The sequence below is a fragment of the Rhizobacter sp. J219 genome (assembly GCF_024700055.1).
Lineage (GTDB): Bacteria > Pseudomonadota > Gammaproteobacteria > Burkholderiales > Burkholderiaceae_C > Rhizobacter.
This window is the reverse complement of record NZ_JAJOND010000001.1, coordinates 3,083,558-3,108,093: the sequence shown is the minus strand read 5'-3', so window position 1 is coordinate 3,108,093 and position 24,536 is coordinate 3,083,558. Positions and strand designations below refer to the sequence as shown.

Below are 24,536 nucleotides of genomic sequence, written 5' to 3'. Positions count from 1 at the left end.
TTCGCATGCGTACTAATATAGTCCGCATGCGAAGTAAATCGAATCACGGCCGATGAAGCCGCGTCTTTTCCATCTGGTGGCTCAGGCGCGCCAGAACCTGTTCCGCTCGGCTGACCAGGTGTTCAGCGCTGAACTGGAGGTGTCGGGCACGCAGGTGGTGGCGCTCTTTGCCATCGAGTCGCAAGAGGGCTGCCAGCTGAAGGACCTGACGGCGCAGCTGCAGCTCAAGAACTCTGCCATCACCGGCCTCGTCAGCCGAATGGAAGACAACGGGCTGATCCGGCGCCGGCCCTGCGAGCAGGACGGCCGGTCCACCCGGCTGTATCTGACCGACAAGGGCAGGGCGGTGGTCGCACAAGCCAAGCCCGTCTTGGCACGCGTGAACGTCCAGCTCACCAAGGGCTTCACGTACGACGAACTCGCGGTCGTGGCGCGCTTTCTCCACCACGCCGCATCCATCCACTTCACCACGGAGTCTTCGACATGAGCCAGAACCTCGCCCTCTACCAGCAACTCGGCCCCGAGAAATTCTCGGCCGCCATCGGCACCGTTGCACCGTATTTCGCCAGCGTCGAGCCGGAGTTCGTCGACCTGCGCAAGGGCTTTGCCGAGGTGCGCATCCGCAACCAGCGCAAGGTGCACAACCACATCGGCACGGTGCACGCCATTGCGCTGTGCAATGGTGCCGAGCTGGTGGCCGGCACCTGCACCGATGTGTCCATTCCGACCGGTGCGCGCTGGTTGCCCATCGGCATGACGGTGCAGTACCTGGCCAAGGCGAAGACCGACATCCGCGTGGTGACCGAAGCCGAGGCCGTTGACTGGGCGCAGCCCGGCAACATCGAGGTGCCGGTGGCGGCCTACGACACCGAGGGCACCAAGGTCTTCAGTGCGGTGATCACGATGAACGTCAAGCACTGACGATGGCAACGGCCATCGGGCGCGACAATCGCGCCCATGAAAGCCATCACCCTGCGAGAAGGCAAAGAGCGCTCGCTGCAGAAGCGCCACCCGTGGGTCTTCGAGAGCAGCATCCATTCCGGCAAGGCCGACGCCGGCGAGACCGTGCGCGTGAATGCACGCGACGGCAAGTTCCTCGCCTGGGCCGCCTTCAGTCCGCAGTCGCAGATCCGCGTGCGGGCGTGGAGCTTCGACGAGGCCGAGCGCATCGATGCGGCCTTCTTCGAGCGCCGCATCCGCAAGGCGATCGACATCCGTGCCCGTCTGCCGATCGCAAGCGATGCGATGCGGCTCATCCACGGTGAAGCCGACGGCCTGCCGGGCCTGATCGTCGACCGTTATGGCGACACGCTGTGCGCGCAGTTCCTGAGCGCTGGCGCCGAGCGCTGGAAGAAGACGCTGGCCGATCAGCTGCTCGCGGCCACTGGGTTGTCCAGGCTCTACGAGCGCAGCGACGCCAGCAGCCGCGGCCTCGAAGGGCTGCCCGAAGTGACCGGCTGGTTGCGCGGAGAGGGCACCACCGAAGCTCACCATCCGCGAACACGACTGGCAGCTCACGCTCGACGTCGCCGAAGGCCACAAGACCGGCTACTACCTCGACCAGCGCGACAGTCGCAAGCTCTTCGCCGATACGGTGCGCCACTTCGGTTGCCAACGGGTGCTCAACTGCTATAGCTACACCGGCGGCTTCAGCGTGGCCGCACTCGCCGGCGGCGCCACGCAGGTGACGAGCGTCGATTCGTCGGCCCCAGCGCTCGCACGGGCCGCCCGCCATGTCGCCCTCAACGGCTTCGAGGCCTCGCGCCACACCACGCTCGATGCCGACGTGAACCAGACCCTGCGCGAAGCGCTCAAGCGCGGCGAGCGCTTCGACGCCATCGTGCTCGACCCGCCCAAGTTCGCCCCCACCGTGAGCCATGCCGAACGCGCCGCCCGCGCCTACAAGGACATCAACCGCCTGGCCTTCCAGCTGCTGGAAGTGGGCGGCCTGCTCTTCACCTACTCCTGCTCGGGCGGTATCAGCGCCGACCTCTTCCACAAGATCGTCGCGGGGGCGGGCCTCGATGCGAACGTCGACGGCCTCGTCTACGCCCGCACCGGCGCCGCGCCGGACCACCCGATGACCGTGACCTTCCCCGAGGGCGAGTACCTCAAGGGCCTGGTCGTGATCAGGACGTGATCAAGAACCCGCGGCGTCGAGGCTGGGTGCCGGCCCGGACACGCTGACGCGGTTGCGCCCGCCACGCTTGGCCTCATACAGCGCCTGATCGGCGCGGTCGAGCAACTGCTCGGTGGTTTCGCCCTGTCGGCACAGCGCCACGCCGGCCGAGACCGTGACCTTCAGGCGTGGCGCCACCGCTGCCCAGTCGTGCGCGGCCGTGGCTTCGCGCACGCGCTCGGCGGCGACGCATGCCGCCGTTTCGTCGGACGTGACGGTGAGCAGCATCAGAAACTCCTCGCCTCCGTAGCGCCCCAGGCGATCGGTGTCGCGCATGCTCGCCGATGCCACGCGCGTGAAGTGCCTGAGCGTCTCGTCACCGACCAGGTGGCCGTGACTGTCGTTCACGAGCTTGAAGTGGTCGAGGTCGAAGAGCACGACACCAAACGGCTGGCGGGTGCGCTCCATGCGCTGGCGTTCCTCGTCGAGCAGGCGCATGACGCTGCGGCGGTTCAGCGTACCGGTGAGTTCATCGCGTGCGGCCATCTGCTCGAGCTTGTCGAAGGTGGCGGCGAGCTCTTCGTTGCGAGCCTTGACGAGCATGCGCAGCTTGGCGCTGAACAGGCCCAGCAGGGTGCTGCGCGCGAGGATCACCACCATCCACAAGCCACAGAGGGCGCGCTGCTGCCAGGTGGCCGTGGGCATGGCCAAACGGTCACCGACCAGCACGACGATGGCGAACACGCCGGCCACCACCACCGTCGTACCGAAGATCGCCCCTGACTGCAGGCGATTCGGGTTGACGCGCAACGCGCCGAAGCCAAAGGTGATGAACAGCACCATCAGAATCAGCACACCGATCTCGGGTGCGTACCAGGCCAAGCCCATGGGGACGAGTGCGTGCGCCATCATTTGGGGGCCCACGAGGTAGTGGTCTTCAAAACGCTCGGTCCAGCCCGAGCCCAGCAGAGCTTAGAAGACGCCGCTCAACACCGTGCCGGTGCCGATGCAGATCAGCGGCACCTGCAGGGCGAGCCCGCCGGCCAGCACCAGCGCCAGCTGCAGGCTCGAATCGACCACGTAGCTCGCATACACCATGCGCACCATCTGCAGCCGCTGGCGGAGGCGGCGCGCCTGTCGCTGGGTCCAGGCTTCGAGGGAGGACGTGGGGCGATGAACGTCGGAGTACATGGGGACGGTCAGCAGTCGCATCTCGTGATGAATCGTTATCGACCGCGAGCCGTGACGGCTGTAGCAACTACTGCACGCTGCGTGCGGCTCCTCGTGGCTGCGGCAGATGGATCGATGGTTCGAACTTCCCCCGGTGCACGCTGAAGAAGGCCTTCACGTTGCGCACGTTGGCGTCTTGCGTGAAGAGGCGCTGCACCAGTGCGTGGTAGCCCGGCATGTCGGGCACCTGCATCACGAGCATGAAGTCGGGGCCGGGCGAAACGCGGTAGCACTGCTGCACCGCTGTGTCAGCCACCGCGCGCGCCTCGAATTCGGCGAGGTGCTCGGCGCCCTGGCGGTCCAGCGTCACCTCGGCCAGCACGGTGAGGCCGGCACCCAGGCGCTCAGGCGACAGGATGGCCACGCGCCGCTCGATCACGCCCGCCTCCACCAGCCGGCGCACGCGGCGCAGGCAGGTCGCGGGCGAGATGTGGGCCGCGGCGGCCAGGTCCTGGTTGGACAGGGCGGCGTCTCGTTGCAGCAGCTCCAGCACCCGCAAATCGGTGTCGTCGAACTCTGGCGCAAACTTTTCTTCCATCTGAATCAATGAAAAGAACGAAAATTTCAACAGCAAACCGATCTGGCAGATTATTTCTTCTGCGTGTGAATTTCGCAAGCATCCATCAGTGCGCACTTCCTACCATGCCCCCCGTTCCCACCTTTTTTGGAAGCACAACATGTGTGGCATCGTCGGCGCCGTCAGCACCAAGAACATCGTTCCGATCCTCATCGAAGGCCTGAAGCGGCTGGAGTACCGGGGCTATGACTCCTGCGGCGTGGCCGTGCACCAGGGCGGCGAGCTGCGCCGGGCGCGCAGTACGGCGCGCGTGGCCGAACTCGATGCGCGCGTCGCCGAAGACAAGATCGACAGCGGCACCGGCATCGCCCACACCCGCTGGGCCACGCACGGCGCGCCGGCCGAGCACAACGCGCACCCGCATTTCTCGCCCGGGCCGACCCAACAAGGCACCGACCAGAGCGGTGTGACCGCCGTCGGCCGCATCGCCCTCGTCCACAACGGCATCATCGAAAACCACGACGAGCTGCGCAACGAACTGAAGACGCGCGGCTACGTTTTCGACAGCCAGACCGACACCGAGGTCATCGCCCACCTCGTCGACCACCTCTACGAAGGCGACCTGCTCGCCGCCGTGCAGCAGGCCACGCTGCGCCTGCGCGGTGCGTATGCGATCGCGGTGTTCTGCCGCGACGAGCCGCACCGGGTGATCGGCGCACGCGAAGGTTCGCCGCTGGTGCTTGGCGTGGGGGCCGGTGAACGCAAGGGCGACTTCTTCCTTGCGTCCGACGCGATGGCGCTCGCCGGCGTCACCGACCAGATTGCCTATCTGGAAGAGGGCGACGTGGTCGATCTGCAACTCGGCAAGGTGTGGATCACCGCGCGCTCGCATGGCGGCGTGATGTTCAAAACGGTCGAGCGCGAAGTGCGCACGGTGCACGTGCACACCGGCGCGGCCGAACTCGGGCCGTATCGCCACTACATGCAGAAAGAAATCTTCGAGCAGCCGCGCGCCATTGCCGACACGCTCGACGCGGTGGAAGCCATCACGCCCGAACTCTTCGGCGACGGGGCCTACCGCGTGTTGAAGGATGTGGACAGCGTGCTCATCCTCGCCTGCGGCACCAGCTACTACAGCGGCTCGGTCGCCAAGTACTGGCTGGAGAGCATCGCGAAGATCCCGACGAGTGTGGAGATCGCGAGCGAATACCGCTACCGCGACAGCGTGCCCAACCCGCGCACGCTCGTCGTGACGATCACGCAAAGCGGCGAGACCGCCGACACGCTGGCGGCCCTCAAGCACGCTCGCAACCTGGGGATGAAGAACACGCTCACCATCTGCAACGTCGCCACGAGCGCGATGGTGCGCGAGTGCGAGCTGGCCTACATCACCCGTGCCGGCGCCGAGATCGGTGTCGCGTCGACCAAGGCCTTCAGCACGCAGCTCGTCGGCCTCTTCCTGCTCACTCTCGCGCTCGCGCAGGTGCGTGGTCACCTGAGCGAGCAGCAGGAACTCGCGCACCTGAAGGCGCTGCGCCACCTGCCGGTCGCCGTGCAGGCGGTGCTGGCGCTGGAGCCGCAGGTCATCGCCTGGTCGGAGATCTTCGCCCGCAAGGAAAACGCGCTCTTCCTCGGCCGCGGCCTGCACTACCCGATTGCCTGCGAAGGTGCGTTGAAGCTCAAGGAGATCAGCTACATCCACGCTGAGGCGTACCCCGCCGGTGAGCTGAAGCATGGCCCGCTCGCACTGGTGACGGCCGAGATGCCGGTCGTCACCGTGGCGCCCAACGACGCGCTGCTGGAAAAGCTCAAGAGCAACCTTCAGGAAGTGCGTGCCCGCGGCGGCGAACTCTTCGTGTTCGCCGATGCCGACTCGCACATCGAGAGCGGCGAAGGCCTGCATGTGATCCGCATGCCCGAGCACTACGGCGCGCTGTCGCCCATCCTGCACGTGATCCCGCTGCAGCTGCTGGCGTACCACACGGCCTGCGCGCGGGGCACCGACGTCGACAAGCCGCGCAACCTCGCCAAGTCGGTGACGGTCGAGTAACTACATCAGCGCCACACCCTTGACCTGCGCATGCAAGGCATCGCCCGTGCGCAGCGCCAGGGTGTCGCAGCTCTTGCGGGTGATGCGCGCGAGCAGGTGCATCGGCGCGGGTTGAGCGTCGGCCGAGGCCGGCGGTGTCACCCGCAGGCGCAATAGCACGGTGCCGTGGTCGGGGTGGATCGACTCCAGCGTGACCGGCAGCACATTGAGGATGCTGGTCTGCTGCGGAGGCTCGCGTGTGACGCTCACGTCGCGCGCCAGCACCGAGGCGCGCACCCGCTCGCCGATTGCCGCCGACGCATTGCCGACCCACAGCTGCAGCCCGGCGCTTGCGATGCGCATCAGCCCGTAGTGCGCGTCGTGCTCGGCCACCTCGGCTTCGATCATCACGCCGGCGTCGTCGCGCCGCGCGAGCGGGATGTCGGCGCGCGCCAGCAGCTCGGCGATCGGGCCGGAGGCCAGCACGCGGCCGCCATGCATCAGCACCAGGTGGTCGGCGAGGCGGGTCACTTCTTCCATCGCGTGGGTGACATAGACGATGGGCAGGGCCAGCGTGCGGTGCAGCCGCTCCAGGTAGGGCAGGATCTCGGCCTTGCGTTGCGCATCGAGTGCGGCCAGCGGCTCATCCATCAGCAGCAGACGCGGCTGCGTGGCCAGAGCGCGGGCGATGGCCACCCGTTGGCGCTCGCCGCCCGAGAGCGTGTTCGGCCGGCGCGACATCAGCGGGCCGATGCCCAGCAGCTCGACCACCGCATCGAACGCACTCCGGTCGGCATGCCGGCCGGTGCCGCTGCGGCGCAGGCCATAGGCGAGGTTGCCTTGCACGCTTAGGTGCGGGAACAGCGCCGCCTCCTGGATCACGTAGCCGATCGGTCGCCGGTGGGTGGGCGTGAAGCGGCCTTGTGTGTCGTCTTGCCAGACCTCGCCGTCGAGCGCCACACGGCCCTGCGCACGGTCCAGGCCGGCCAGCGCGCGCAGCACGGTGGTCTTGCCGCAGCCCGACGGGCCGAAGAGGGCGGTGATGCCACGGGCCGGCAAGGTGAGCGCGAGGTCGAGCGCGAAGTCGCCGCGCGCGAGCTTGAGCGTGGCCTCGATCATCGGGCCGCCTCGTCGTCGTGGCGCACCGGGCGGTTGACCCAGTAGAGCGTCACCAGCACCACCAGCGCAAACGCCACCATGCCAGCGGCGAGCCGGTGCGCGTCGGCGAACTCGGCCGCCTCGACGTGGTCGTAGAGGGCGACCGACATCACGCGCGTCTCGCCCGGGATGTTGCCGCCGATCATCAGCACCACGCCGAACTCGCCCACCGTGTGCGCAAACCCGAGCACGCTGGCCGTCACGAAGCCGGGGCGCGCCAGCGGCAGGGCGACGGTGAAGAAGCGATCCCACGGCCCGGCGCGCAGGGTGGCAGCGGCTTCGAGCGCACGCTCGGGCACCGCCTCGAAAGCCTGCTGCAAGGGCTGCACGACAAAGGGCATCGAGTACAGCACCGAGGCCACCACCAGGCCCCCGAAGCTGAACGGCAGGCGACCCAGTCCGAGCGCCTGCGTCAGCTGGCCCACCGGCCCCTGCGGGCCCATCAGCAGCAGCAGGTAAAAGCCCAGCACGGTGGGTGGCAAGACGATGGGCATGGCTACCACGGCCGCCCACAGCGGCTTCAGCGGCGAGCGGGTGCGTGCAAGCCACCACGCGAGCGGCGTGCCCACGGCCAGCAGCAGCAGGGTCGTCACCCCCGCCAGCTCGGCGGTGAGCCGCACGGCGGTCCAGTCGGCGTCGGTCATGCAGCTTCCTTCAAGAACCGTAGCCGTAGGCCTGGATCACCGACTTGGCCGAGGCACTCTTCAGATGGTCGAGCAAGGCCTTCGCCGCGTCGTTCTTCTCACCGGCCTTCAGCAGCACGGCGTCTTGCCGGATCTCGCCATAGAGCGATGGCGGCACCAGCCAGTACGAGCCCGTCACCGGCCGGTCCGGAATGGCGACCTGCGACAGCGCAACGAACCCCAGCTCGGCATTGCCGGTCAGCGCGAACTGATGGGCCTGGGCGATGCTCTCGCCGGTCACGAGCCTCGCTTGAAGGGCCTCGCGCAGACCTCGCGCCGCCATCACCTCCAGTGCCGCCCGGCCATAGGGCGCGACCTTGGGGTTGGCGATGGCCAGGTGCGCGAACTTCGCGCTTGCAAGCACCGCCCCTTGGTCGTCGACGAAGCCGGGGCGGGCGCTCCACAGCACCAGCCGGCCGACGGCGTAAGTGAAGCGGCTGCCGTTCACCGCGTGGCCTTCGGCGATGAGTCGCTTCGGCGTTTCATCATCGGCGGCGACCAGCACCTCGAAGGGCGCGCCGGCCACGATCTGGCTGTAGAACTTGCCGGTGGCACCGACCGACACCTTGAGCGTGTGCCCGGTGGCGGCCGTGAAGGCCTCGCCGATCCTGGCCATGGGGCCGGCGAAATTGGCGGCCACGGCCACCCTCACCTCGCCGGCTTGTGCCACGAGGCCGGTGGTGCCGAGCGCCACGGCGATCAGAGCGCGTTTCATCCAACTCACGTGTTTCTCCTGCACCAGGTTTTCAATCGATCACGGCGAGGATCACGCTCGACGCCTTGAAAGCCGCGCAGGCCTTCGTGCCCAGGGCCAGGCCGAGCGAGGCGACCGACTCGCGCGTGAGCACCGCGGTGGCAGTGCGCCCCTCGCCGAGGTCGAGCGTGACTTCGGCGTTCACCGGCCCTTCGACGATGCGTTGCACCGTGCCCCACAGCTTGTTGCGCGCACTCAGGCGCAGCGAGCCGTCGACGAGCAGCAGCAGCGACGAGGCCTTGACCAGCGCGATCACCCCGCTGCCGATGGCCAGGCCCAGCTGCTCGGCCGATTCGCGGGTGACCACCGCGGCGAGCTCGGTGCGTTCGTCCAGGCGCAGCAGCACTTCGAAGTCGACCGCGCTCTCGCGCAGGCCGATCACCGTGCAGGCGAACTGGTTGCGGGCACTGGTGCGCACCGCCATGCGCCGCAGCAGGCGCTGGAAGGCGTGCACGTCGCCGACCGGCGCATCGGCAAAGCGGGTGGACAGGCGGTCGAGCGCGGTCTGGTATTCCGCCTCGACCGCGCGATAGAGCGCGACCACGCGGCGGCCGTGTTCGGTGAGCACGGTGCCGCCGCCCGAACGCCCGCCGGTGCTGCGCTCGACCAGCGGCCGGTCGGCGAGGTTGTTCATCGCGTCGACCGCGTCCCAGGCGGCCTTGTACGACATGGGCACGTGCTTGGCCGCCTGCGAGATCGAGCCATGCGCGTCGATCGCTTCGAGCAGGCGCACGCGGGTGTCGCCGAGGAAGGCGCCGAGGTCGGTGCTGACCTCCAGGTGGCCAGTGAGGTGCTGGGCGGTGCGGCGGGGTTTCATCGTGAGGGTGTCTTGAACCCGGTCGGAGCAAGCGTCATATCCTCAAGGATATAACGCCATCGGCGCACTTGCGGACCTGCCGGGAGCGAAACTCCGCGCATGAAGATCAGTGCACGCAACGTGTTCGAGGGTCGCATCTCGGCCTTGAAGCCCGGGCCCATCAACACCGAAGTCAGCATCACGCTGCCCGGGGGCGCCGTCGTGCACGCGGTGGTCACGCGCGATGCCGTGGCCGAGTTGGGCCTGGCCTTGGGTGTGACGGCGTGTGCGGTGATCAAGGCCAGCCAGGTGCTTGTGGCAGTCGCGCCCGCTGCCGAGGCCGGCCCATCGCGCCGGCGCGGCTCCGCGCCCGATGCGCCCGACGAAAATGCGGTCTTGTTGCGGCCACCCAGGGAGTCAGCGTTGAAGATGATCCTCAACTCCGCCACCACCCCGAGCGAGTACGTCGAGTGCCTCGACGGCTGGCAGCGCCGCTACGTGGAGGCCTTGCGCGCCACGGTGACGGCCGCCGCGCCGGCGCTCGAAGAGCGCCTGAAGTGGGGCCACCTCGTGTACTTCTCCAACGGGCCGGTGCTGCTGATCCGGGCGGAGCCGAGCCGGGTGCTGTTCGGCTTCTGGCGCGGCCAGCGCCTGCGGCACATCGAGCCGCGCCTGAAGCCGGGTGGCAAGTACGAGATGGCCACGCTCGAGCTGCTGCCGACCACGCCGCTGGCCCAGGCCACCGTGGTCGAACTCGCGCAGGAGGCGAGTGAGACCAACCAGTCGATCGGCGACCCGACCGCGGGCGCCGCCTGAACGCAGCGGCTCAGGCCGTAGGCCTGCGCTCGAAGCCCACGACGGCAGGGAAGGGCGGTGCAAGCGGCGTCACGCTGACCTCGTCGACCCGCGCCGCCGGCGGGCCGCGGTGCAGCCACTCCACCAGCTGCGCCAGCCGCTCGGGCGGCCCTTGCAGCAGCGCTTCGACCGAGCCGTCGAGCCGGTTGCGCACCCAGCCGTTCACGTGGAGCCTTTCGGCCTGGCGCGCACAACTGTCGCGGTAGCCCACGCCTTGCACGCGTCCCCGCACCCGGACCGACCAGCACTCGACCACGGCTTCGGGTTTTCCTGAAGCAACCCCCATCGGCAAGCCTCCTCGCACTCAGGCGCAGTGCCCCCAGCCCCCTCGGTCTGGCGGGTCGATGCCCCGCAGGCGAGGTGTTGAGCGCGCAGTCCTGCGGTTACAGAATTTCACCATGCGCCGCCCCCCTGATTTCAAGCCCACCCAAGTCTTCGACTGGGCCCATGAGCCCGCCGACGAGCGGCCGACCGACTTTGGTCGCTCGACTGGGTATTCCACGCTCTCCGGCTTCGGCAGCCTGCAGCAGGTGTCGGGGTCGGCGCATCGACGTCACCAGGTGCAAGGCACGGGCCTGGTCAAGCTGATGGCCGTTACCTGCGTGGTGCTGGGCTTGAGCGTCTCGGCGCTGTACACGCTGGTTCACTACCTGCGCGGGGGCTGAGCACTCTTCGATCACGCGCTGCGCGTTGGTCTGGGCAGCAGCATGTCGACCGAGTGCAAGAGGGCCGAGGGATCGGCCGGCTTGGTGAGGTGCACTGAAAAACCGGCCGCCGCCGCGCGTGCCTTGTCGGCCTCCTGGCCGTAGCCCGTCAACGCGATGAAGCGGCCGCGCCAGTCGGGGCTCGCGTTGCGCAACGCCTGGGCGAGCTGGTAGCCGTCCATCTCGGGCAGGCCGATGTCGAGCACCACCACCTCGGGCTGCAGGCTCGCGAACGCGGCCAGCGCATCGCGTGGGTGGCCCGCGGTCTGCACCTGGTGGCCGGCGTGGCGCAGCACTTCGGCGGCAGTGTCGAGCGCGTCGGTGTTGTCATCGACCACCAGCACCCGCCCGGTGCCGGTGGCGGCGTGGCGCAGCGGGGCGATGTCGGCCGGCAGCGGTGGCGCGATCGTGGGCAGCTCGATGGTGAAGCGGCTGCCGCGCTGGAGACCGTCGCTGTGCGCCTGCACCTCGCCCCCGTGCAGTTGCACGATGTTGCGTACGATCGCGAGGCCCAGCCCCAGGCCGCCGTTGGCGCGCTCTGAGGTCTGCGGTGCCTGGTAGAAGGGCTCGAACACACGTTCGAGCGTCTCGGCCTCCATGCCTTCGCCTTCGTCTTCCACGCACAGGCTGGCGCGCTTGTGCAGCTCGTCCACGTTCACGGCGAGGGAGATGGTGCCCTCGCCGCCGAAGCGCAGCGCATTCGTGAGCAGGTTGGTCACCGCCTGCACGAGACGCGTCTCGTCGCCCTGTACCCACAGCGGCGCCGACGGCAGCTCGACGAAAAGCCCCTTGCTGCGCTTGGCCGCAAGCGCCGGCTGCACCGCTTCGACGGCCCGCTCGACCACGGCGAAGAGGTTGACCGGCTCGCGGCGGATCTCGAGCTTGCCGCGGGTGATGCGCGAGACGTCGAGCAGGTCGTCGACCAGCCGGCGCATGTGGGCCACCTGCCGGCCCATGATCTCGCGCTCGCGCGCGGTGCTCTCGTCGCTCTTGCGGTTGAGCAGGTGCAGCGTGGTCAGCATGGGCGCGAGCGGGTTGCGCAGCTCGTGGCCGAGCACCGCGAGGAACTGGTCCTTCGCCTGCGCGGCGGCGGTGGCCTGGCTCAAGGCCTGGCGCATCGACTCGGTGGTCTCGCTCAGGCGCTGCGAGGCCTGGCGCAGCGCACGCGCCATCTGGTCGATCTCGTCGATCTCGCTGTGCACCTCGGCGACGGGATGGCCCTCGCCCAGTTGTACCGCGCTGTCGCGCACGGCGTGGATGTCCTCGGTGATGCGGTCGGCGATGCGCCGCGCGAGCGCCATGCACAGCAGAACGGTCGTCAGCGTGCCCGCCACGTACCAGGCGAGGCCGGTGGCGAGCGCGTGGTCGGGGCCGGCGGTGGGAGCGCCGACGGCGACCGTCCAGCCCGCGTCGCGCAGCCGGGTGAAGCCGGTGTAGACGTCGTCGCCTTCGAGCGAGCGGGTGAGGCCGCTGCCGCTGTCGGCCGGGCGAGAGAGCAGCGCCTTGAGCGTGGGCGAAGGGCCCTGGCTCTGGTGCTGGCGTGTGCGCGCGACGCGGTTCTGCGCACTGTCGAAGACTGCGATCACCCAGCCCGGCGGCACGCTCTGTTTCTGCAGCACATCGAGGATGGGCTCGGGCTTCACCGCCGCCGTCACCACATAGGCGAGCTTGCCGTCGATGACGACCGGCCACCGCACCGCAAAGGCGCCCGACTGGCGGCGCCCGAAGGTGAGGGCGCCCACCACCGGCTGGCCGGTCTGGATGACCTTTGCAAGGCTGCTCGGGTCGACCACCCGTGGCTCGCGGCTGCCATAGGGCTCGACGGTGTTGAAGAGCGGCTCGCCCTGTCCATTCGTGAGCACGACCGCGATCCAGGCGGGCCGCGCCGCCGCTTCGTTCTGCGCCACTTCGTAAAAGGCCGCGATGTTGCCCTCGGCCAGCGGCTTGGCGCGCGCCATCGCGGCGAGCGAGCGCAGCGTGGCGTCGATCTCCGACTCCACCGCGCTCGCCAGCGCACGCGACAGCTCCAGCGTCGAGCGCTCGAGGTTCTGCCGCTGCGTCTGGATGGCGTTCCAGATGCCCCAGGCACCGAGCAGCGAGACTGGCAACAAGCCCACTGCGGCGAGCAGGATGAGCTTGTGGCGCAACGGCCGGGCGGGGCGGGTGGGGTGCATTGGCAGGGGGGAATCCGCGGGCGAGCTTACCCAACGGCACACACCCCTGCTGCCGTCATCCCTTGACGCACACCACCTGCTTCAACGTGTGCACCACGTCGACCAGCTCGCGTTGCGCGTGCATCACGGCATCGATGTCCTTGTAGGCCGCGGGCGTCTCGTCGATGACGTCCTTGTCCTTGCGGCACTCGACACCTTCGGTCGCCGTGCGGTGGTCGGCCAGCGTGAAGCGGCGCTTGGCCTCGCCGCGGCTCATCACACGGCCGGCGCCGTGCGAGCAGCTCTCGAAGCTGTCGGCGTTGCCCTTGCCGCGCACGATGTAGCTGCGCGCGCCCATGCTGCCGGGGATGATGCCCAGCTGCCCGGCCTTCGCGCTCACCGCGCCCTTGCGCGTGACGTACACGTCTTCACCGAAGTGGTGTTCCTTCTGCACGTAGTTGTGGTGGCAGTTCACCGCCTCGATGTGCGACTGGAAGCTCTTGCGGATCACCGTCTTCGCGGCTTCGATCACGCGCTTCATCATCACCTCGCGGTTGATGGCGGCAAACTTCTGCGCCCAGCCCACCGCGCGCACGTAGTCGCCGAAGTAGCGGCCGCCTTCCTCGAAGTAGGCGAGGTCGCGGTCGGGCAGGTTGGCCTGGTGGCGCATCGCGTCTTGCTTGGCCAGCTCGATGAACATCGTGCCGATGAAGTTGCCCACGCCTCGCGAGCCCGAGTGCAGCATGAACCAGACGAACTTCTGCTCGTCGAGGCAGACCTCGATGAAGTGGTTGCCCGAGCCCAGCGTGCCCAGGTGCTGGATGTGGTTGGTCTTGGCGATCTTCGGGTAGTCGCGGCAGAGACTCGGTGAACTCGGGCTCGAGCTGCGCCCAGGCGGTGTTCACCGAACCCGGCGGCTTCTGCCAGGCACCGGGGTCACGCGCGCCGGGCGAGCGGCCATGCGGCACGGCACGCTCGATGGCCGAGCGCAGCGGGCCCAGGTTGTCGGGCAGGTCTTCCGCGGTGAGCGTGGTCTTGCACGCGATCATCCCGCAGCCGATGTCGACACCGACCGCCGCCGGGATGATGGCCTTGAGGGTGGGGATGACCGAGCCGACGGTCGCGCCGATGCCCAGGTGCACGTCTGGCATCGCCGCGATGTGCTTGAAGACGATCGGCAGGCGGGCCGCATTCGAGAGCTGGCGCTTGGCTTCGTCTTCGACGGGCACGCCTTGCGTCCACATCTTCAGTGGCACGCCACCCGGCACGTCTTCGTGGATGTGTTGGGGTTCTTCCATGATGTTGATTCCTTCATTGCACGCAGCCGCTCTGGGCGGCGAGTGCGTAGTTCTTGAGTTCTTCGTCGCCTGGGCCGAGCTGGCGCACGAACTCGGCGAGGCGACGGTCGACAACGGATTTGTCCAGGTGGTGGATGTGGTGCCCGATGCCATGCAGCGCCGAGACCTGCACGTCACGCCACGGCATCGACAGCATCTGCGCGAAGACGTTCCACAGCGCCTGCTGCCAGCGCGGCGAGTGGCGCACGTTCCAGAACGTGGGCCAGACGTCGAACCACATGTAGCAGACGAAATAGAGCCGGTCGGAGCGCGCGCCGATGGGCGAGCGGATGTCGCCCAGGCGAGGGCCGAGGCAGTCTTCCCACACCTTCGGCAAGGCGGCCATCATGCGCATGGCGTCTTCTTCCGGCACGCTGGGGTCGATCGCTGCGAACGAGACGTTGCTGATGCTGTTGCTCATCACGTAGTTGAGCCCCATGCCGACTTGTTCATCGCTGTAGGCCGCGAGATCCGTGCCGGCGTTGGCGAAGAGGCAGGCCTGGATGCGGGTCCATTCGAGCGACGAAGCCTCGAACTCCGGCTCGTCGAGCGACCAGAACCATTCCTGCTCCTGCCCTTGCGGCACAGGACGGTCGAAGAGGTAGCGCAGGGCCGACGCGTGCAGCGCCGGGTCCAGGCCGAGGCCTTGCGGCGACCAGTCCTGTTCCCGCGCCAGCTTGCGCTGGGCCTGGCGGGTGCGTTTGGCGTTCATGGTTTCGTTCTTCCGATTGAATTGTCCCGGGAGAGCAACGCTGCTCCCCCGGGAGGGTCAAGGCCGAAGCTTCACCAGGCCGTTCAGCACCTGGTCCAGGCCTCCGAACACCGAGATCTTGTCGATGCGCTCGGCCACACGTTCCAGCGTCTCCAGCTCCTTCAGGCGCAGGGCGGTGGGGTTGTCCTCCATCACCTTGGCCGTGTTGAGCAGGGAACGCGTGGCCGCGGTTTCCTCGCGACGACGGATCACGTTGGCTTCAGCCGCCTTGCCGGCCTCGACCACCTGGGCGAGGATGGTCTTCATCTCGCCCGGCAGCACGATGTCCTTCACGCCCACGCCGTCGATCGAAAGGCCGAAGCCCGAGAGCTTGGCGCGCACGTGGGCCGACACGACCTCGTCGATCACCGACTTGTTCTCCAGCAGCTCATCGAGCGTGCGCGTGCCGACGGCGGCGCGCAGGCCGAACTGCAGCTCGCGGTACAGGTGCTCCGCAGGCTTGGCGAGCTGGGTGTAGGCCGTCAGCACCGCGTCGGCGTTGGCGTAGCGCCAGGTCGCCGACAGGTTCAGGCGCAGGCCCACCTTGTCGCGGGTCAGGATCTCCTGGCCGGTGACGTCGAGGGCCTGCAGGCGCAGGTCGACGAGCTCCACCGAGATCGTGCGGTTGAACTTCCAGAAGCCGTGCGGGCCGGGCGGCAGCAGGCGTTCGACCTTGCCGTCGACGGTCAGCACGCCCACGGCGTGTTCGGGCACCTGCACGGTGAGCACGCCGGTGAGACCGGCCACCGCACGCGAGCGCAGCTGCGTTTGCGTGAGGCGTTGCACCAGCGCGGCCGGCAGCTCGGCGCTGTCGGTGATGTCGATCACCTCCACGCGCACGTCGGTGAGGCCCTTCCAGTACAGGCGCCGGGTGGCCGGAGCCAGCAGCTCGACCAGCACGCCGTTTTCGGTGCGCAGGCCGACCTGCGTTTCAGTGAGTTCGACGCGCACGAACTCTGCCTCGACCACCGCCGGCTCCATGGCCAGCAGGTAGTCGGACAGCGGGTGGGTGAAGGCCGGCTGTTCGATCGAGAAGGTCTCGACGCGCAGACGGTCGAGGCCCGATGCGAGCCAGTGCGTGCCCGGTTGCAGCACGCGCTCGAAATCGCCATTGCGCAGCAAAAGGCCGCGTTCGTTCTTCTTGACAGTGACACGCTTGAATTCCATGGTGTTCTCCTTTTTCTTGCGTGTGTTGAATAGGGTGCCGTTACAGGGACGGCAGCGGACGTCGGGTGCCTGGGATCGGGTGACACGGTGCGCGTCGGTGCGCGCCTCCCAGTCGAGCACCTCGGCTTGCCGTGCACGCGAACCCCGCGTGCCCCACGTGCGGGCTGCCGCCGCTGATGAAGCCTTGCGGCCTCACGTCCGGCGGTGGTCTTGCGACCGGTTTCTGGAGTTTTGGAGCGGGAGTCGAACCCGCGACCTACACATTGGAAATGTGCTGCTCTACCAAGCTGAGCTATCCAGTTGGTGGCCACCCGGGAGTCGAACCCGGCAGAGCGCCATCCGGTGGCCAAACATCCACTGCGATCGGCGTGCGGCATGTGCCGCCACGACAGATCTCTCCGGCAGCGACACACCGGCGAGGCAGGGCTGTGCCCGAACCTCCACCTGTGAGCGTTTCGCCGCTCGCAGAAGATTCGTGAACGCCCCGGGCTCGGTGACCCGGGGCGGGTTGAGTTACGCGACGTGCAGTTCGCTGCGCACGATGCGCTTGCCCACGCGCTCGATGCGACGCCAGCCGCTGTTGTCGTTCAGCGTGATCCAGCGGCGCTCCTCGGCGCGGTAGAACCAGTCCTTGTCCTGCTGGTAGTAGACCTGTGCACCGGTCGACTCGCAGATGTTCAAGATCTCGTTGCTGTGGGCGTGCGTCTCGTCGAAGTCGGTCGTCGCCTTCTGGCCCATCTCGCTGTAGAAGCTGTTGAGCTGCAACAGCATCGCGTTCACTTCCAGCGGCATGCGCTCGGCCTTGAGGCCGATCTTCACCGCTTCGTCCAGCAGGATCGGGTAGCTGTGCGATGGGTACTTGCCGTTCAATGCGGTGGCGATGGCTTCCGCCTTGTCCGCGTCGGTGACGTGGTAGGCCAGTAGCTCGCGGCACAGCATGATCGACAGCGACTCCGCACGGTCCACCGCGCCGATCACCAACGGATGCACGTACTGGAACAGCGACTTGTACGCGTTCTCGCTCGTGTCGCCTTGCTGCTCGCGCCACAGGCGGATCACGCGCTGCAGCTCGTTCAGACTCACGCTCACACGGTCGTTGTCACGGTCGACCGGCGAGAGCGGGTGGTTGAGCGAGGTGTCGACGGCGGTGAGATAGGCGGTCGGGCCCATCTGGATGCCGTCGGCGCCGAGCGCCACCATCGTCGCGGCGGACGCGCACTCCAGCGGCACGAGCGCCACCAGGCGATCGCAGTGCTGGCGCAGCAGGTTCACGATGCGCAGCGAGGTCTGGCCGCTGCCGCCGTCCGACTTCAGGAACAGGTACAGCACGGGGTGGCGGCCGAGCTTCGCGAGCACGTGGTGCAGCGCGATCACGTCGTTGCTGCACACCGAGCCGCGGGGACCGTTCCAGTAGGTGACCAGCGGGCCACCCAGGCGATCGGCCAGCTTCGCGATCAAGGCCTGCGTCTTGCCGAAGAGCACGGGCGGCTGCTTGACCTTGAGGTCGAGCGCTGGGAGTTGTTCGTTCTTCATGATGCGTCTTTCGGTTGTTGTGATAGGGCGAGAGCGCCCCCGCACACTCAAGCGTGCAGACGCGATCCCTTGGGCAGGCGTGCGGCCAGCCACTCGTGCACGTCGGCACGGATGCGGCGGCCTTCCAGCAGGAAGTTCTCGAAGCGGCTGGGCACGTAGGGCAGGTACAGCAAGGGCATGCCGGCTTCCTCCGGCGTGCGGTCGGCCTTGCGGCCGTTGCAATGGGCGCAGGCGGTGACGAGGTTCATCCAGCTCCAGGCGCCGCCACGCGACTCGGGCTGGATGTGTTCGCACTGCAGGTCGCGGTCGCCGAACACGTCACCGCAGTAGGCGCAGGTGTGGCGGTCGCGGCGGAAGAGCTTCAGCTTCGTGATCGCCGGCACGATGTCGTGCAGGTTGATGCGCGAAGCGCCACGCAGGGCGACGATCGGGTGGATCTCGATCAGCGACTGGCGGCTGCGGGCGACGTTGAAGCCGCCGCGCAGGGTGGCGAGTGGTCCATCGCCATCCACCCAGGCCACCGAGCCCGTGGCCATGTGCAAGGCGGCCTGTTCGAGCGAGATCCACGCCTGGGGCGTGCCCTGGAGGTCGAGTTGCAGCACGTGGCTGTGAGCTTCTTGGTGCATGGGTGGCCTCCTTTCTGTGACCGATGGTTGTGGTTGGATGGCAGGGGCGGCAGGATTCGAACCTGCGTGGCACCGGTTCAAAGCCGGCTGTCTGAGGCCTCTCGACTACGCCCCGGTTGATGTGTTTGGCGGAGAGCGGGCGGATCGAACGCCCGCGGCGACATGTCACCGACCTCGGCTTAGCAAGCCGGTCCCTTGCCACTCGGGCAGCTCTCCTGATGGGTGTCACCGTTGGTAGTGGTGACGATTCACGCCGTCGAAAGCAGCCGCTGCGCAGGCAGCAGTGCTTGAAACAACCTCCCGGACTGGCAGGGGCAGGGGTCGTTGCGGCCGAGCTTTTCGATCAGCTCCTTCTGGCCGCCCACGATCCGATCGCCTCGCTTGACGCCGGTTTCAGACGGGAAGCCCTTGCGGCGCTTGCGAGTGATCTCGAAAGCAGTGCGTGTTGTCCTCGTCGAACGGTTTCATGTTGTTCTCCTTTGGTGGTTGTGGTCCCCTCGGTCCGAGTCGAACGGACACGCCTTGCGGCCCCGGCTTCTGAGACCGGTGCGTCTGCCTGTTTCGCCACGAGGGGAGGGTTGAAGAAAAGAATCACATGCGCTGAGGGGTGACCGGTCGGACTCGAACCGACACCAACGGCACCACAAACCGCGGCTCTACCCTTGAGCTACGGCCACGCCTCAGCGCACGCGCAAGCACTGGTCTCGGTGGTCCGGATCGAACGGACGGCCTCATGCTCCCAAAGCACGCGCGCTGCCAACTGCGCTACACCGAGAAAATGGACTCGACGACCCGATTGCTCGGGCTTTGCCCTCGGCCTTCGGCCCGTCGCAAGCGACGTCCTGGTCGGCTCGCGCCGCCCAGAGCGAACGGGCGCGGGCTGTCGCCGTCTGCTTTGCAGGCAGATGCCTCGACCACTTGGCTACATCGAGATGAACTGGCACCTCGTGCACGACTCGAACGTGCGACCTCCTGCTTCGTAGGCAGGCGCTCTCATCCACTGAGCTAACGAGGTATGCAACTGGTGCCGAGAGAGGGCTTCGATCCCCCGACGCACGCGCCTTCAACGCGCCGCTCTACCGACTGAGCTATCTCGGCAAAAAAAGAACTGGCGCCTCGTGCGGGATTCGAACCCGCGGCTTCCGGCTAGACAGGCCGGCACTCTGACCGCTGAGTTAACGAAGCACATGCCATCCGGTCACGGGTTCCGGCGCCGCCCAATCGTTGCGGCCGATTTCCGCCTTCGAAGCGTGAGCCCACGAAGGCTTCTGTTCAAAACGAATCCCACTTCGGCTGTGTCCACACGCGAGCGCCTCGTCAGGCGTCGGTGTCTCGCTGCACAGGGGCTGAGCATCGACCTGGGTCCAGGGGTCGAGGCCCGCCATGCACATCCCGAGCCGCCCACACCAGGGTTGCGGACTGCGGAGTGCATGGGCACAGCCGAAGTGAGGCGGTCGGCGGCCCTCGTGAACGAGGGCGCGCCTTCCGCGCTTCGTGCAGGACGCTCTCCGGCCAGTACCGGTGCGTGTCCTGCGGCAAGTTGTTAAAGAGCTGCGACTCCGGAGAGCCGCGACCTTGGCGCCGATGCGCCAAGGTGGGTCCAGCAAAGCAAAAGGCCCGGTTCCTGTCGGACACCGGGCCTCTGGGGTACAGAGCGTGAAGGGCGTGCGCCTAGGCGCTTCCCTTTCCCGGTGTCGGCATGGGCTCGCTGCGGTCAAGCCGCGAATAGCCACTCATCGCAATGCCGCCGAAGGCACAGGCGAACGCATGCAGGCCGCGCTGGGCGCGTCCTTGCGTGTTGCGGTCGATGTGCTTGCGGGTTGTCACGATGCAGCCTTGATTGAAAACGGATGCTCTTGCGAGCGAGGAAGCGGACTGTAAAGACTCTTTACCCAACTCGTCAACCCCCTGCGACAATGTTGTTCGACATCGTTGCATCCGCACACACAACACCTCGTGGCGAACATCACCCTCACACGCCGGCAGAACGTGCTCGCGCTCTTTCAAGACCATGTGGAACAGGCGGTCGCGGCTGGCGCGCCGCCGAAAGGTCTGGAGCAGGCCTTTGCGGCCACGCTGCAGATCTCGCCCAGCATGTGGAGCCAGATCAAGTCGTCTCGCCCCATCGGCGACAAGCTCGCGCGCCAGATCGAGGTGCTGTGCGCCAAGCCGGTGAACTGGTTGGACGAGCCGCGCAAGAGCAGCGCGCCGACGCCGGCCGAGCATGCCTTCCTCGAACTTGCGCTCAGTGCCTGGCGCAGCACCAACGTGGCTGGCCGCAAGGCGCTCACGGCGCAGATGAAGGCGATCGTCGAACGCGGGGCTTGAGGTTTGCCGTGCCGGCACGGTGCGCGCATCATTCGCGGCCATGAGCTGGAATCCATCCCAATACCTGAAGTTCGAGCAACCTCGCCTGCGCCCCGCGCTGGAGCTGCTCGCCCGTGTCTCGCTTGACGCGCCGCGCACCGTGTACGAGACCGGCTGCGGTGCCGGCCAGTTGAGCCGGCTGATGGCCGAGCGCTGGCCGAAGGCGCAGGTGGTCGGCGTCGACTCGTCGGCGGCGATGCTCAAGCAAGCCGGTGACACGCTGCCCAACCTTCGCTGGCAGCAGCAGGACGTGGCGGGCTGGAAAGCCGGCACGCCGGCCGACCTGATCTACTCCAACGCCGCTCTGCACTGGCTGCCTGACCACAGCACGCTCTTCACGCACCTGATGCGGCAGCTCGCGCCCGGCGGTGTGCTGGCGGTGCAGATGCCGCGCAACTTCGCGGCGCCTTCCCACACCTCGATTGCCGACGCGGTGCGCGCGGGCCCGTGGCGTGCGCGGCTCGAGCCTTTGCTGCGCGAGAAGACGCCGGTCGAAGACCCGTCGTGGTACTTCGACCTGCTCTCGCCGCTGGCGCAGGACATCGACCTCTGGGAAACCGAATACCACCAGGTGCTGACAGGCGTTGACCCGGTGAAGGAATGGACCAAGGGCACCTGGCTCTCGACCTTCCTCCAGGCGCTCGACGACCCGGCCGAGCGAGACGCCTTCGAGCGCGACTACGCCGCGCGTGTGCGCATCGCCTACCCGATGCGCGCCGACGGCACGACGGTGTTTCCGTTCCGCCGTCTCTTCATGGTGGTGCGGCGCGCGGCTTAGAGGCACTTGAGACTTGGCGACAATCGCGCCATGAGCAAAAGCCCGAGCACGACCCGCGAGCGGGTGCTGGAGACCTGCCGCCGCCTCTTCAACGAGAAGGGGCCGGTCGCCGTGACCACCGCCGAGATCGCGGCCACGGTGGGCATCAACGAAGGCAACCTCTACTACTACTTCAAGAAGAAGGACCAGATCGTGCTGGCGCTGTTCGACCAGTTCGAGCTGGCGCTGGGCGAGATGGCGCGCCGGCAGATGGACCACATCGAGCAGGACAAGGCCGACGAAGACAGCATCATGGACTTCTTCAAGCTGGCCTGGGAGTGGCGCTTCTTCTACCGCGATGCCCAGTCGCTCTACGCGCTGGCGCCCGAGCTGCGCGAGCGCAACAAGGTGCTGTCGGAGGCCTCACACGAGGCCGCCCGCCGACTGCTGCGGCATGCCATCCAACACGGCCGCCTCAAGGTGCCCGACGCCGCGGTGGAGCGGCTCGTCGTCAACGCCTGGATCATCTGCACCTTCTGGATCGAATACCTGCAGGTCGCCAAGGGCGTGACCCGCATCACCAAGAAGCACCTCGAACTCGGCTACGAACAGGTGCAGTCGCTCTACTGGCCGTATGCGCCACGCGGCACGGAGCCCCGCAAGCCCAACTGGTCGTGAGACTGCGCGTCGTGGCATGCCACTTGCCGAACGCGGCGTAAGAAACCCTGATCTCGACACGACATGACACCGCTGCGGCCGCGGTGGGTGTCAAGTCGCAGGGTGCCGTGTCGGTGGTGTGCCGCGGTGTCAGCGTCTGGCAGGGAGCTTGTGCCGGTGACACGCCTCCGACGAACATGGTTCGCCGGCCCGCCCCCGGCCGCTCACGAGGAGACAGCATGCCCGTCCAACCCGCGCACGAGATCATCGAAGGCCTGAGCCGGCCGCAGGCCAGTATCTCGCCCAAGTACTTCTACGACGCGAAGGGCTCGCGCCTCTTCGAGCAGATCACGCGGCTGCCCGAGTACTACCCCACCCGCACCGAGCAGGCCATCCTGGCGCGCCATGCGGCCGAGATCGCCCGGCGCGTGGGCAAGGGCCGCATCGTCATCGAGCCGGGCGCCGGCAATTGCGAAAAGGCGCGGGTGCTCTGCCGCGCGATCGAGGCCTCGCGCTACGTGGCGGTCGACATCTCGGCCGACTTCCTCACCCAGGCGGCCCAGCGCCTGCGCGACGAGATGCCGCAGCTGCAGGTGCACGCGGTGGGGGGCGATCTCACCCAGGAGATCGTGTTGCCGCACGACTTGCCACGCGGCCACCGCCTCGTCTACTACCCGGGCTCGTCGATCGGTAATTTCGACCGTCCGCAGGCGCTCGACGTGCTGGCGCGCATGCGCGGGCTGGTCGAGCGCGACGGCGCCCTGCTGGTCGGCGTCGACCTGCGCAAGGACGTGGCGGTGCTGGAGCCGGCCTACGACGATGCGGCCGGTGTCACCGCGGCCTTCAACCTCAATGCGCTCGACCACGTGAACCGGTTGGTGGGCAGCGACTTCCACCTGAACCAGTGGCGCCACCGCGCCTTCTTCAACCCCGAGGCCTCGCGCATCGAGATGCACCTGGAGGCGAAGACCGACCTCGACGTGCACTGGCCCGGCGGCGGACGGCATTTCGCACCGGGCGAACGCATCCACACCGAAAGCAGCTACAAGTACGACATCGAAGGTTTTGCCCACCTGCTGCACGCGGCCGGCTTCCACCACAGCGTGGCGTGGACGGACGAGCGGCGCTGGTTTGCGGTGGTGCTGGCCACGCCATGAACGATCTGCAACCCGAAGCCCTGATCGCCGCCTACCGCGCCGTGCGCGCCCACACCGAGGCGCTGGCCGCGCCTTTGTCGGCGGAAGATGCCGGCGCGCAATCGATGCCCGACGCCAGCCCGGCCAAATGGCACCTCGCGCACACGACCTGGTTCTTCGAGACCTTCGTGCTCGAGCGTTTCGAGCCCGGCTTCGCACCGCATGCGCCGGCGTTCCGCGTGCTCTTCAACTCGTACTACAACGCCGTCGGCGACAAGCACCCGAGGCCGCAGCGCGGCTTGCTCACGCGGCCCTCGCTCGACGAGGTGCGCGCGTACCGCGCCGCCGTGGACGGGCGGATGGCCGCGCTCATGCCACGCCTGCCGCACGACGCCCTGCAGCTGGTCGAACTGGGCCTGCACCACGAGCAGCAGCACCAGGAGTTGCTGCTCACCGACGTGCTGCACCTCTTCTCGTGCAACCCCTTGAAGCCGGCCTACCGTGCGGCTGACAGGCGCTTGAGTGCACCGGCCTCGCCCCTGCAGTGGGTGCCGGTCGACGAGGCGGTGGTGCAGATCGGCCACGGCGGCCCGGGCTTCGCGTTCGACAACGAGACGCCGCGCCACGCGGTCTTCCTGCAACGCTACGAGATCGCATCGCGCCTGGTGACCAACGCCGAGTACGCCGGCTTCATTGAAGCGGGCGGCTACCGCGAGCCGGCACTCTGGCTGTCGGACGGGTGGGACTGGGTGAGGGCGCAGTCGCGCGAGCATCCTCTGTATTGGCAACGCGTCTCGAACGACGGGTGGCAGGCGTTTGGCTTGGCCGGCCTGCAGGACTTGCAGGCGCACGAGCCGGTGCTGCACCTGAGCTATTACGAAGCCGATGCCTATGCCCGCTGGGCCGGCGCCCGCCTGCCGACGGAAGGCGAATGGGAGCACGCCGCCGCCACCTGCTCCGAGCTGCGCCAGCTCACCAGCCACGCCTGGCAGTGGACCTCGAGCGCCTACCTGCCGTACCCCGGCTTTAGCGCCAGCGCGGGCGCGGTCGGCGAGTACAACGGCAAGTTCATGGTCAACCAGATGGTGCTGCGCGGCGGCTCGCTGGCCACGCCGCCGACCCACCTGCGCAACAGCTACCGCAACTTCTTCCCGGCCCACGCCTGCTGGCAGTTCAGCGGCATGCGCCTGGCGCGCTGAACGCCGCG

Annotated in this window: 25 protein-coding genes, 8 tRNA genes and 2 pseudogenes; 11 read left to right on the top strand and 24 right to left on the bottom strand. The window is 67.7% G+C overall.

The genetic code is table 11. The features are described from left to right. Positions 1 to 52 precede the first annotated feature (52 nt). From LRS03_RS14355 to LRS03_RS14345, 3 genes and pseudogenes are all read left to right on the top strand, one after another. Entirely contained in the window at positions 53 to 487 is a 435-nt protein-coding gene (locus LRS03_RS14355) for a MarR family winged helix-turn-helix transcriptional regulator (protein ID WP_257826212.1), read from the top strand. Beyond that, entirely contained in the window at positions 484 to 921 is a 438-nt protein-coding gene (locus LRS03_RS14350) for a hotdog fold domain-containing protein (protein ID WP_257826211.1), read from the top strand. Before LRS03_RS14355 ends, LRS03_RS14350 begins: the two co-directional genes overlap by 4 nt. 36 nt (positions 922 to 957) lie before the next feature. Continuing rightward, positions 958 to 2,140 (top strand): annotated as a pseudogene (locus tag LRS03_RS14345) (class I SAM-dependent rRNA methyltransferase). Here LRS03_RS14345 and LRS03_RS14340 read toward each other — a convergent pair. From LRS03_RS14340 to LRS03_RS14330, 3 genes are all read right to left on the bottom strand, one after another. Beyond that, positions 2,141 to 3,007 (bottom strand): GGDEF domain-containing protein, encoded by an 867-nt coding sequence (locus LRS03_RS14340; protein WP_257826210.1) that lies wholly within the window; start codon positions 3,005 to 3,007, stop codon positions 2,141 to 2,143. 84 nt (positions 3,008 to 3,091) lie between these two features. After that, positions 3,092 to 3,331 carry a hypothetical protein gene (locus tag LRS03_RS14335; protein WP_257826208.1) on the bottom strand — a complete coding sequence of 80 codons (240 nt, stop codon included), beginning with the start codon at positions 3,329 to 3,331 and terminating at the stop codon, positions 3,092 to 3,094. Between the two features lie 46 nt (positions 3,332 to 3,377). After that, positions 3,378 to 3,887 (bottom strand): Lrp/AsnC family transcriptional regulator, encoded by a 510-nt coding sequence (locus LRS03_RS14330; RefSeq protein ID WP_257826207.1) that lies wholly within the window; start codon positions 3,885 to 3,887, stop codon positions 3,378 to 3,380. 139 nt (positions 3,888 to 4,026) lie between these two features. Between LRS03_RS14330 and glmS the strand changes: the two genes are divergently transcribed. Beyond that, a complete protein-coding gene (glmS, locus tag LRS03_RS14325) occupies positions 4,027 to 5,916 on the top strand; it encodes a glutamine--fructose-6-phosphate transaminase (isomerizing) (RefSeq protein ID WP_257826205.1) in 1,890 nt (629 codons plus the stop codon). Here glmS and modC read toward each other — a convergent pair whose 3' ends face one another. From modC to LRS03_RS14305, 4 genes are read right to left on the bottom strand one after another with little or no spacing between them, the layout of a single operon-like run. Further along, positions 5,917 to 7,014 carry a molybdenum ABC transporter ATP-binding protein gene (modC, locus tag LRS03_RS14320; RefSeq protein WP_257826204.1) on the bottom strand — a complete coding sequence of 366 codons (1,098 nt, stop codon included), beginning with the start codon at positions 7,012 to 7,014 and terminating at the stop codon, positions 5,917 to 5,919. After that, positions 7,011 to 7,697, bottom strand: a complete 687-nt coding sequence (modB, locus tag LRS03_RS14315; RefSeq protein ID WP_257826203.1) for a molybdate ABC transporter permease subunit — start codon at positions 7,695 to 7,697, stop codon at positions 7,011 to 7,013. The genes modC and modB overlap by 4 nt, the downstream gene beginning before the upstream one ends. Before the next feature lie 10 nt (positions 7,698 to 7,707). Next, positions 7,708 to 8,451, bottom strand: a complete 744-nt coding sequence (modA, locus tag LRS03_RS14310) for a molybdate ABC transporter substrate-binding protein (RefSeq protein ID WP_257826202.1) — start codon at positions 8,449 to 8,451, stop codon at positions 7,708 to 7,710. Positions 8,452 to 8,482: 31 nt separating this feature from the next. Continuing rightward, positions 8,483 to 9,307 (bottom strand): TOBE domain-containing protein, encoded by an 825-nt coding sequence (locus tag LRS03_RS14305; protein WP_257826201.1) that lies wholly within the window; start codon positions 9,305 to 9,307, stop codon positions 8,483 to 8,485. Positions 9,308 to 9,406: 99 nt separating this feature from the next. Here LRS03_RS14305 and LRS03_RS14300 point away from each other — a divergent pair, with 99 nt between their 5' ends. Next, on the top strand, positions 9,407 to 10,102 hold the full coding sequence (locus LRS03_RS14300) for a TOBE domain-containing protein (RefSeq protein ID WP_257826200.1): 696 nt from the start codon (positions 9,407 to 9,409) through the stop codon (positions 10,100 to 10,102). A 10-nt stretch (positions 10,103 to 10,112) separates the two neighbouring features. On the opposite strand, the gene LRS03_RS14295 is transcribed toward LRS03_RS14300, so the two are convergent. Then, positions 10,113 to 10,427 carry an acylphosphatase gene (locus LRS03_RS14295; RefSeq protein WP_257826199.1) on the bottom strand — a complete coding sequence of 105 codons (315 nt, stop codon included), beginning with the start codon at positions 10,425 to 10,427 and terminating at the stop codon, positions 10,113 to 10,115. 112 nt (positions 10,428 to 10,539) lie between these two features. On the opposite strand from LRS03_RS14295, the gene LRS03_RS14290 reads away from it, so the two are divergent. Continuing rightward, complete coding sequence (locus LRS03_RS14290; protein WP_257826198.1) at positions 10,540 to 10,806, top strand: hypothetical protein; 267 nt, start codon at positions 10,540 to 10,542, stop codon at positions 10,804 to 10,806. A gap of 11 nt (positions 10,807 to 10,817) precedes the next feature. On the opposite strand, the gene LRS03_RS14285 is transcribed toward LRS03_RS14290, so the two are convergent. The 16 genes and pseudogenes from LRS03_RS14285 to LRS03_RS14215 all read right to left on the bottom strand — a co-directional run bounded on the left by LRS03_RS14285 (position 10,818) and on the right by LRS03_RS14215 (position 20,239). After that, on the bottom strand, positions 10,818 to 13,019 hold the full coding sequence (locus tag LRS03_RS14285) for a hybrid sensor histidine kinase/response regulator (RefSeq protein WP_257826197.1): 2,202 nt from the start codon (positions 13,017 to 13,019) through the stop codon (positions 10,818 to 10,820). 55 nt (positions 13,020 to 13,074) lie between these two features. After that, positions 13,075 to 14,296, bottom strand: a pseudogene (locus LRS03_RS14280) (RtcB family protein). A 13-nt stretch (positions 14,297 to 14,309) separates the two neighbouring features. After that, a complete protein-coding gene (locus tag LRS03_RS14275) occupies positions 14,310 to 15,047 on the bottom strand; it encodes a hypothetical protein (protein WP_257826196.1) in 738 nt (245 codons plus the stop codon). Between the two features lie 57 nt (positions 15,048 to 15,104). Further along, the gene (locus tag LRS03_RS14270) at positions 15,105 to 16,253 is read right to left on the bottom strand and encodes a slipin family protein (protein WP_257826194.1); all 1,149 of its coding nucleotides are present in this window, start codon (positions 16,251 to 16,253) and stop codon (positions 15,105 to 15,107) included. Between the two features lie 513 nt (positions 16,254 to 16,766). Continuing rightward, positions 16,767 to 17,786, bottom strand: a complete 1,020-nt coding sequence (locus LRS03_RS14265; RefSeq protein WP_257826192.1) for a hypothetical protein — start codon at positions 17,784 to 17,786, stop codon at positions 16,767 to 16,769. Between the two features lie 47 nt (positions 17,787 to 17,833). After that, entirely contained in the window at positions 17,834 to 18,412 is a 579-nt protein-coding gene (locus LRS03_RS14260; RefSeq protein WP_257826190.1) for an HNH endonuclease, read from the bottom strand. 38 nt (positions 18,413 to 18,450) lie between these two features. Continuing rightward, positions 18,451 to 18,527: transfer RNA gene (locus LRS03_RS14255), tRNA-Gln, on the bottom strand. A gap of 11 nt (positions 18,528 to 18,538) precedes the next feature. Then, positions 18,539 to 18,628, bottom strand: a tRNA-Ser gene (locus LRS03_RS14250). A 32-nt stretch (positions 18,629 to 18,660) separates the two neighbouring features. After that, a complete protein-coding gene (locus LRS03_RS26940; protein ID WP_374685061.1) occupies positions 18,661 to 18,777 on the bottom strand; it encodes an SEC-C metal-binding domain-containing protein in 117 nt (38 codons plus the stop codon). A 124-nt stretch (positions 18,778 to 18,901) separates the two neighbouring features. Next, positions 18,902 to 18,986: transfer RNA gene (locus LRS03_RS14245), tRNA-Leu, on the bottom strand. A 32-nt stretch (positions 18,987 to 19,018) separates the two neighbouring features. Further along, positions 19,019 to 19,089, bottom strand: a tRNA-His gene (locus LRS03_RS14240). A gap of 22 nt (positions 19,090 to 19,111) precedes the next feature. After that, a tRNA-Pro gene (locus LRS03_RS14235) sits at positions 19,112 to 19,187 on the bottom strand. Positions 19,188 to 19,350: 163 nt separating this feature from the next. Next, positions 19,351 to 19,427 (bottom strand) — tRNA-Arg (locus LRS03_RS14230). A gap of 7 nt (positions 19,428 to 19,434) precedes the next feature. Next, positions 19,435 to 19,510: transfer RNA gene (locus tag LRS03_RS14225), tRNA-Phe, on the bottom strand. 11 nt (positions 19,511 to 19,521) lie between these two features. Then, positions 19,522 to 19,597: transfer RNA gene (locus tag LRS03_RS14220), tRNA-Asp, on the bottom strand. A 486-nt stretch (positions 19,598 to 20,083) separates the two neighbouring features. Further along, positions 20,084 to 20,239, bottom strand: coding sequence for a hypothetical protein (locus LRS03_RS14215; RefSeq protein ID WP_257826189.1), 156 nt, complete (start codon positions 20,237 to 20,239; stop codon positions 20,084 to 20,086). 129 nt (positions 20,240 to 20,368) lie between these two features. Here LRS03_RS14215 and LRS03_RS14210 point away from each other — a divergent pair, with 129 nt between their 5' ends. The 5 genes from LRS03_RS14210 to egtB all read left to right on the top strand — a co-directional run bounded on the left by LRS03_RS14210 (position 20,369) and on the right by egtB (position 24,528). Next, positions 20,369 to 20,740, top strand: coding sequence for a hypothetical protein (locus LRS03_RS14210; RefSeq protein WP_257826188.1), 372 nt, complete (start codon positions 20,369 to 20,371; stop codon positions 20,738 to 20,740). A gap of 40 nt (positions 20,741 to 20,780) precedes the next feature. Continuing rightward, positions 20,781 to 21,557, top strand: coding sequence for a methyltransferase domain-containing protein (locus tag LRS03_RS14205; protein WP_257826186.1), 777 nt, complete (start codon positions 20,781 to 20,783; stop codon positions 21,555 to 21,557). Between the two features lie 30 nt (positions 21,558 to 21,587). After that, positions 21,588 to 22,214 carry a TetR/AcrR family transcriptional regulator gene (locus LRS03_RS14200; RefSeq protein WP_257826185.1) on the top strand — a complete coding sequence of 209 codons (627 nt, stop codon included), beginning with the start codon at positions 21,588 to 21,590 and terminating at the stop codon, positions 22,212 to 22,214. A 218-nt stretch (positions 22,215 to 22,432) separates the two neighbouring features. Then, the gene (egtD, locus tag LRS03_RS14195; RefSeq protein WP_257826184.1) at positions 22,433 to 23,350 is read left to right on the top strand and encodes an L-histidine N(alpha)-methyltransferase; all 918 of its coding nucleotides are present in this window, start codon (positions 22,433 to 22,435) and stop codon (positions 23,348 to 23,350) included. Then, positions 23,347 to 24,528, top strand: coding sequence for an ergothioneine biosynthesis protein EgtB (gene egtB, locus LRS03_RS14190; protein WP_257826182.1), 1,182 nt, complete (start codon positions 23,347 to 23,349; stop codon positions 24,526 to 24,528). The genes egtD and egtB overlap by 4 nt, the downstream gene beginning before the upstream one ends. Positions 24,529 to 24,536: the final 8 nt, after the last annotated feature.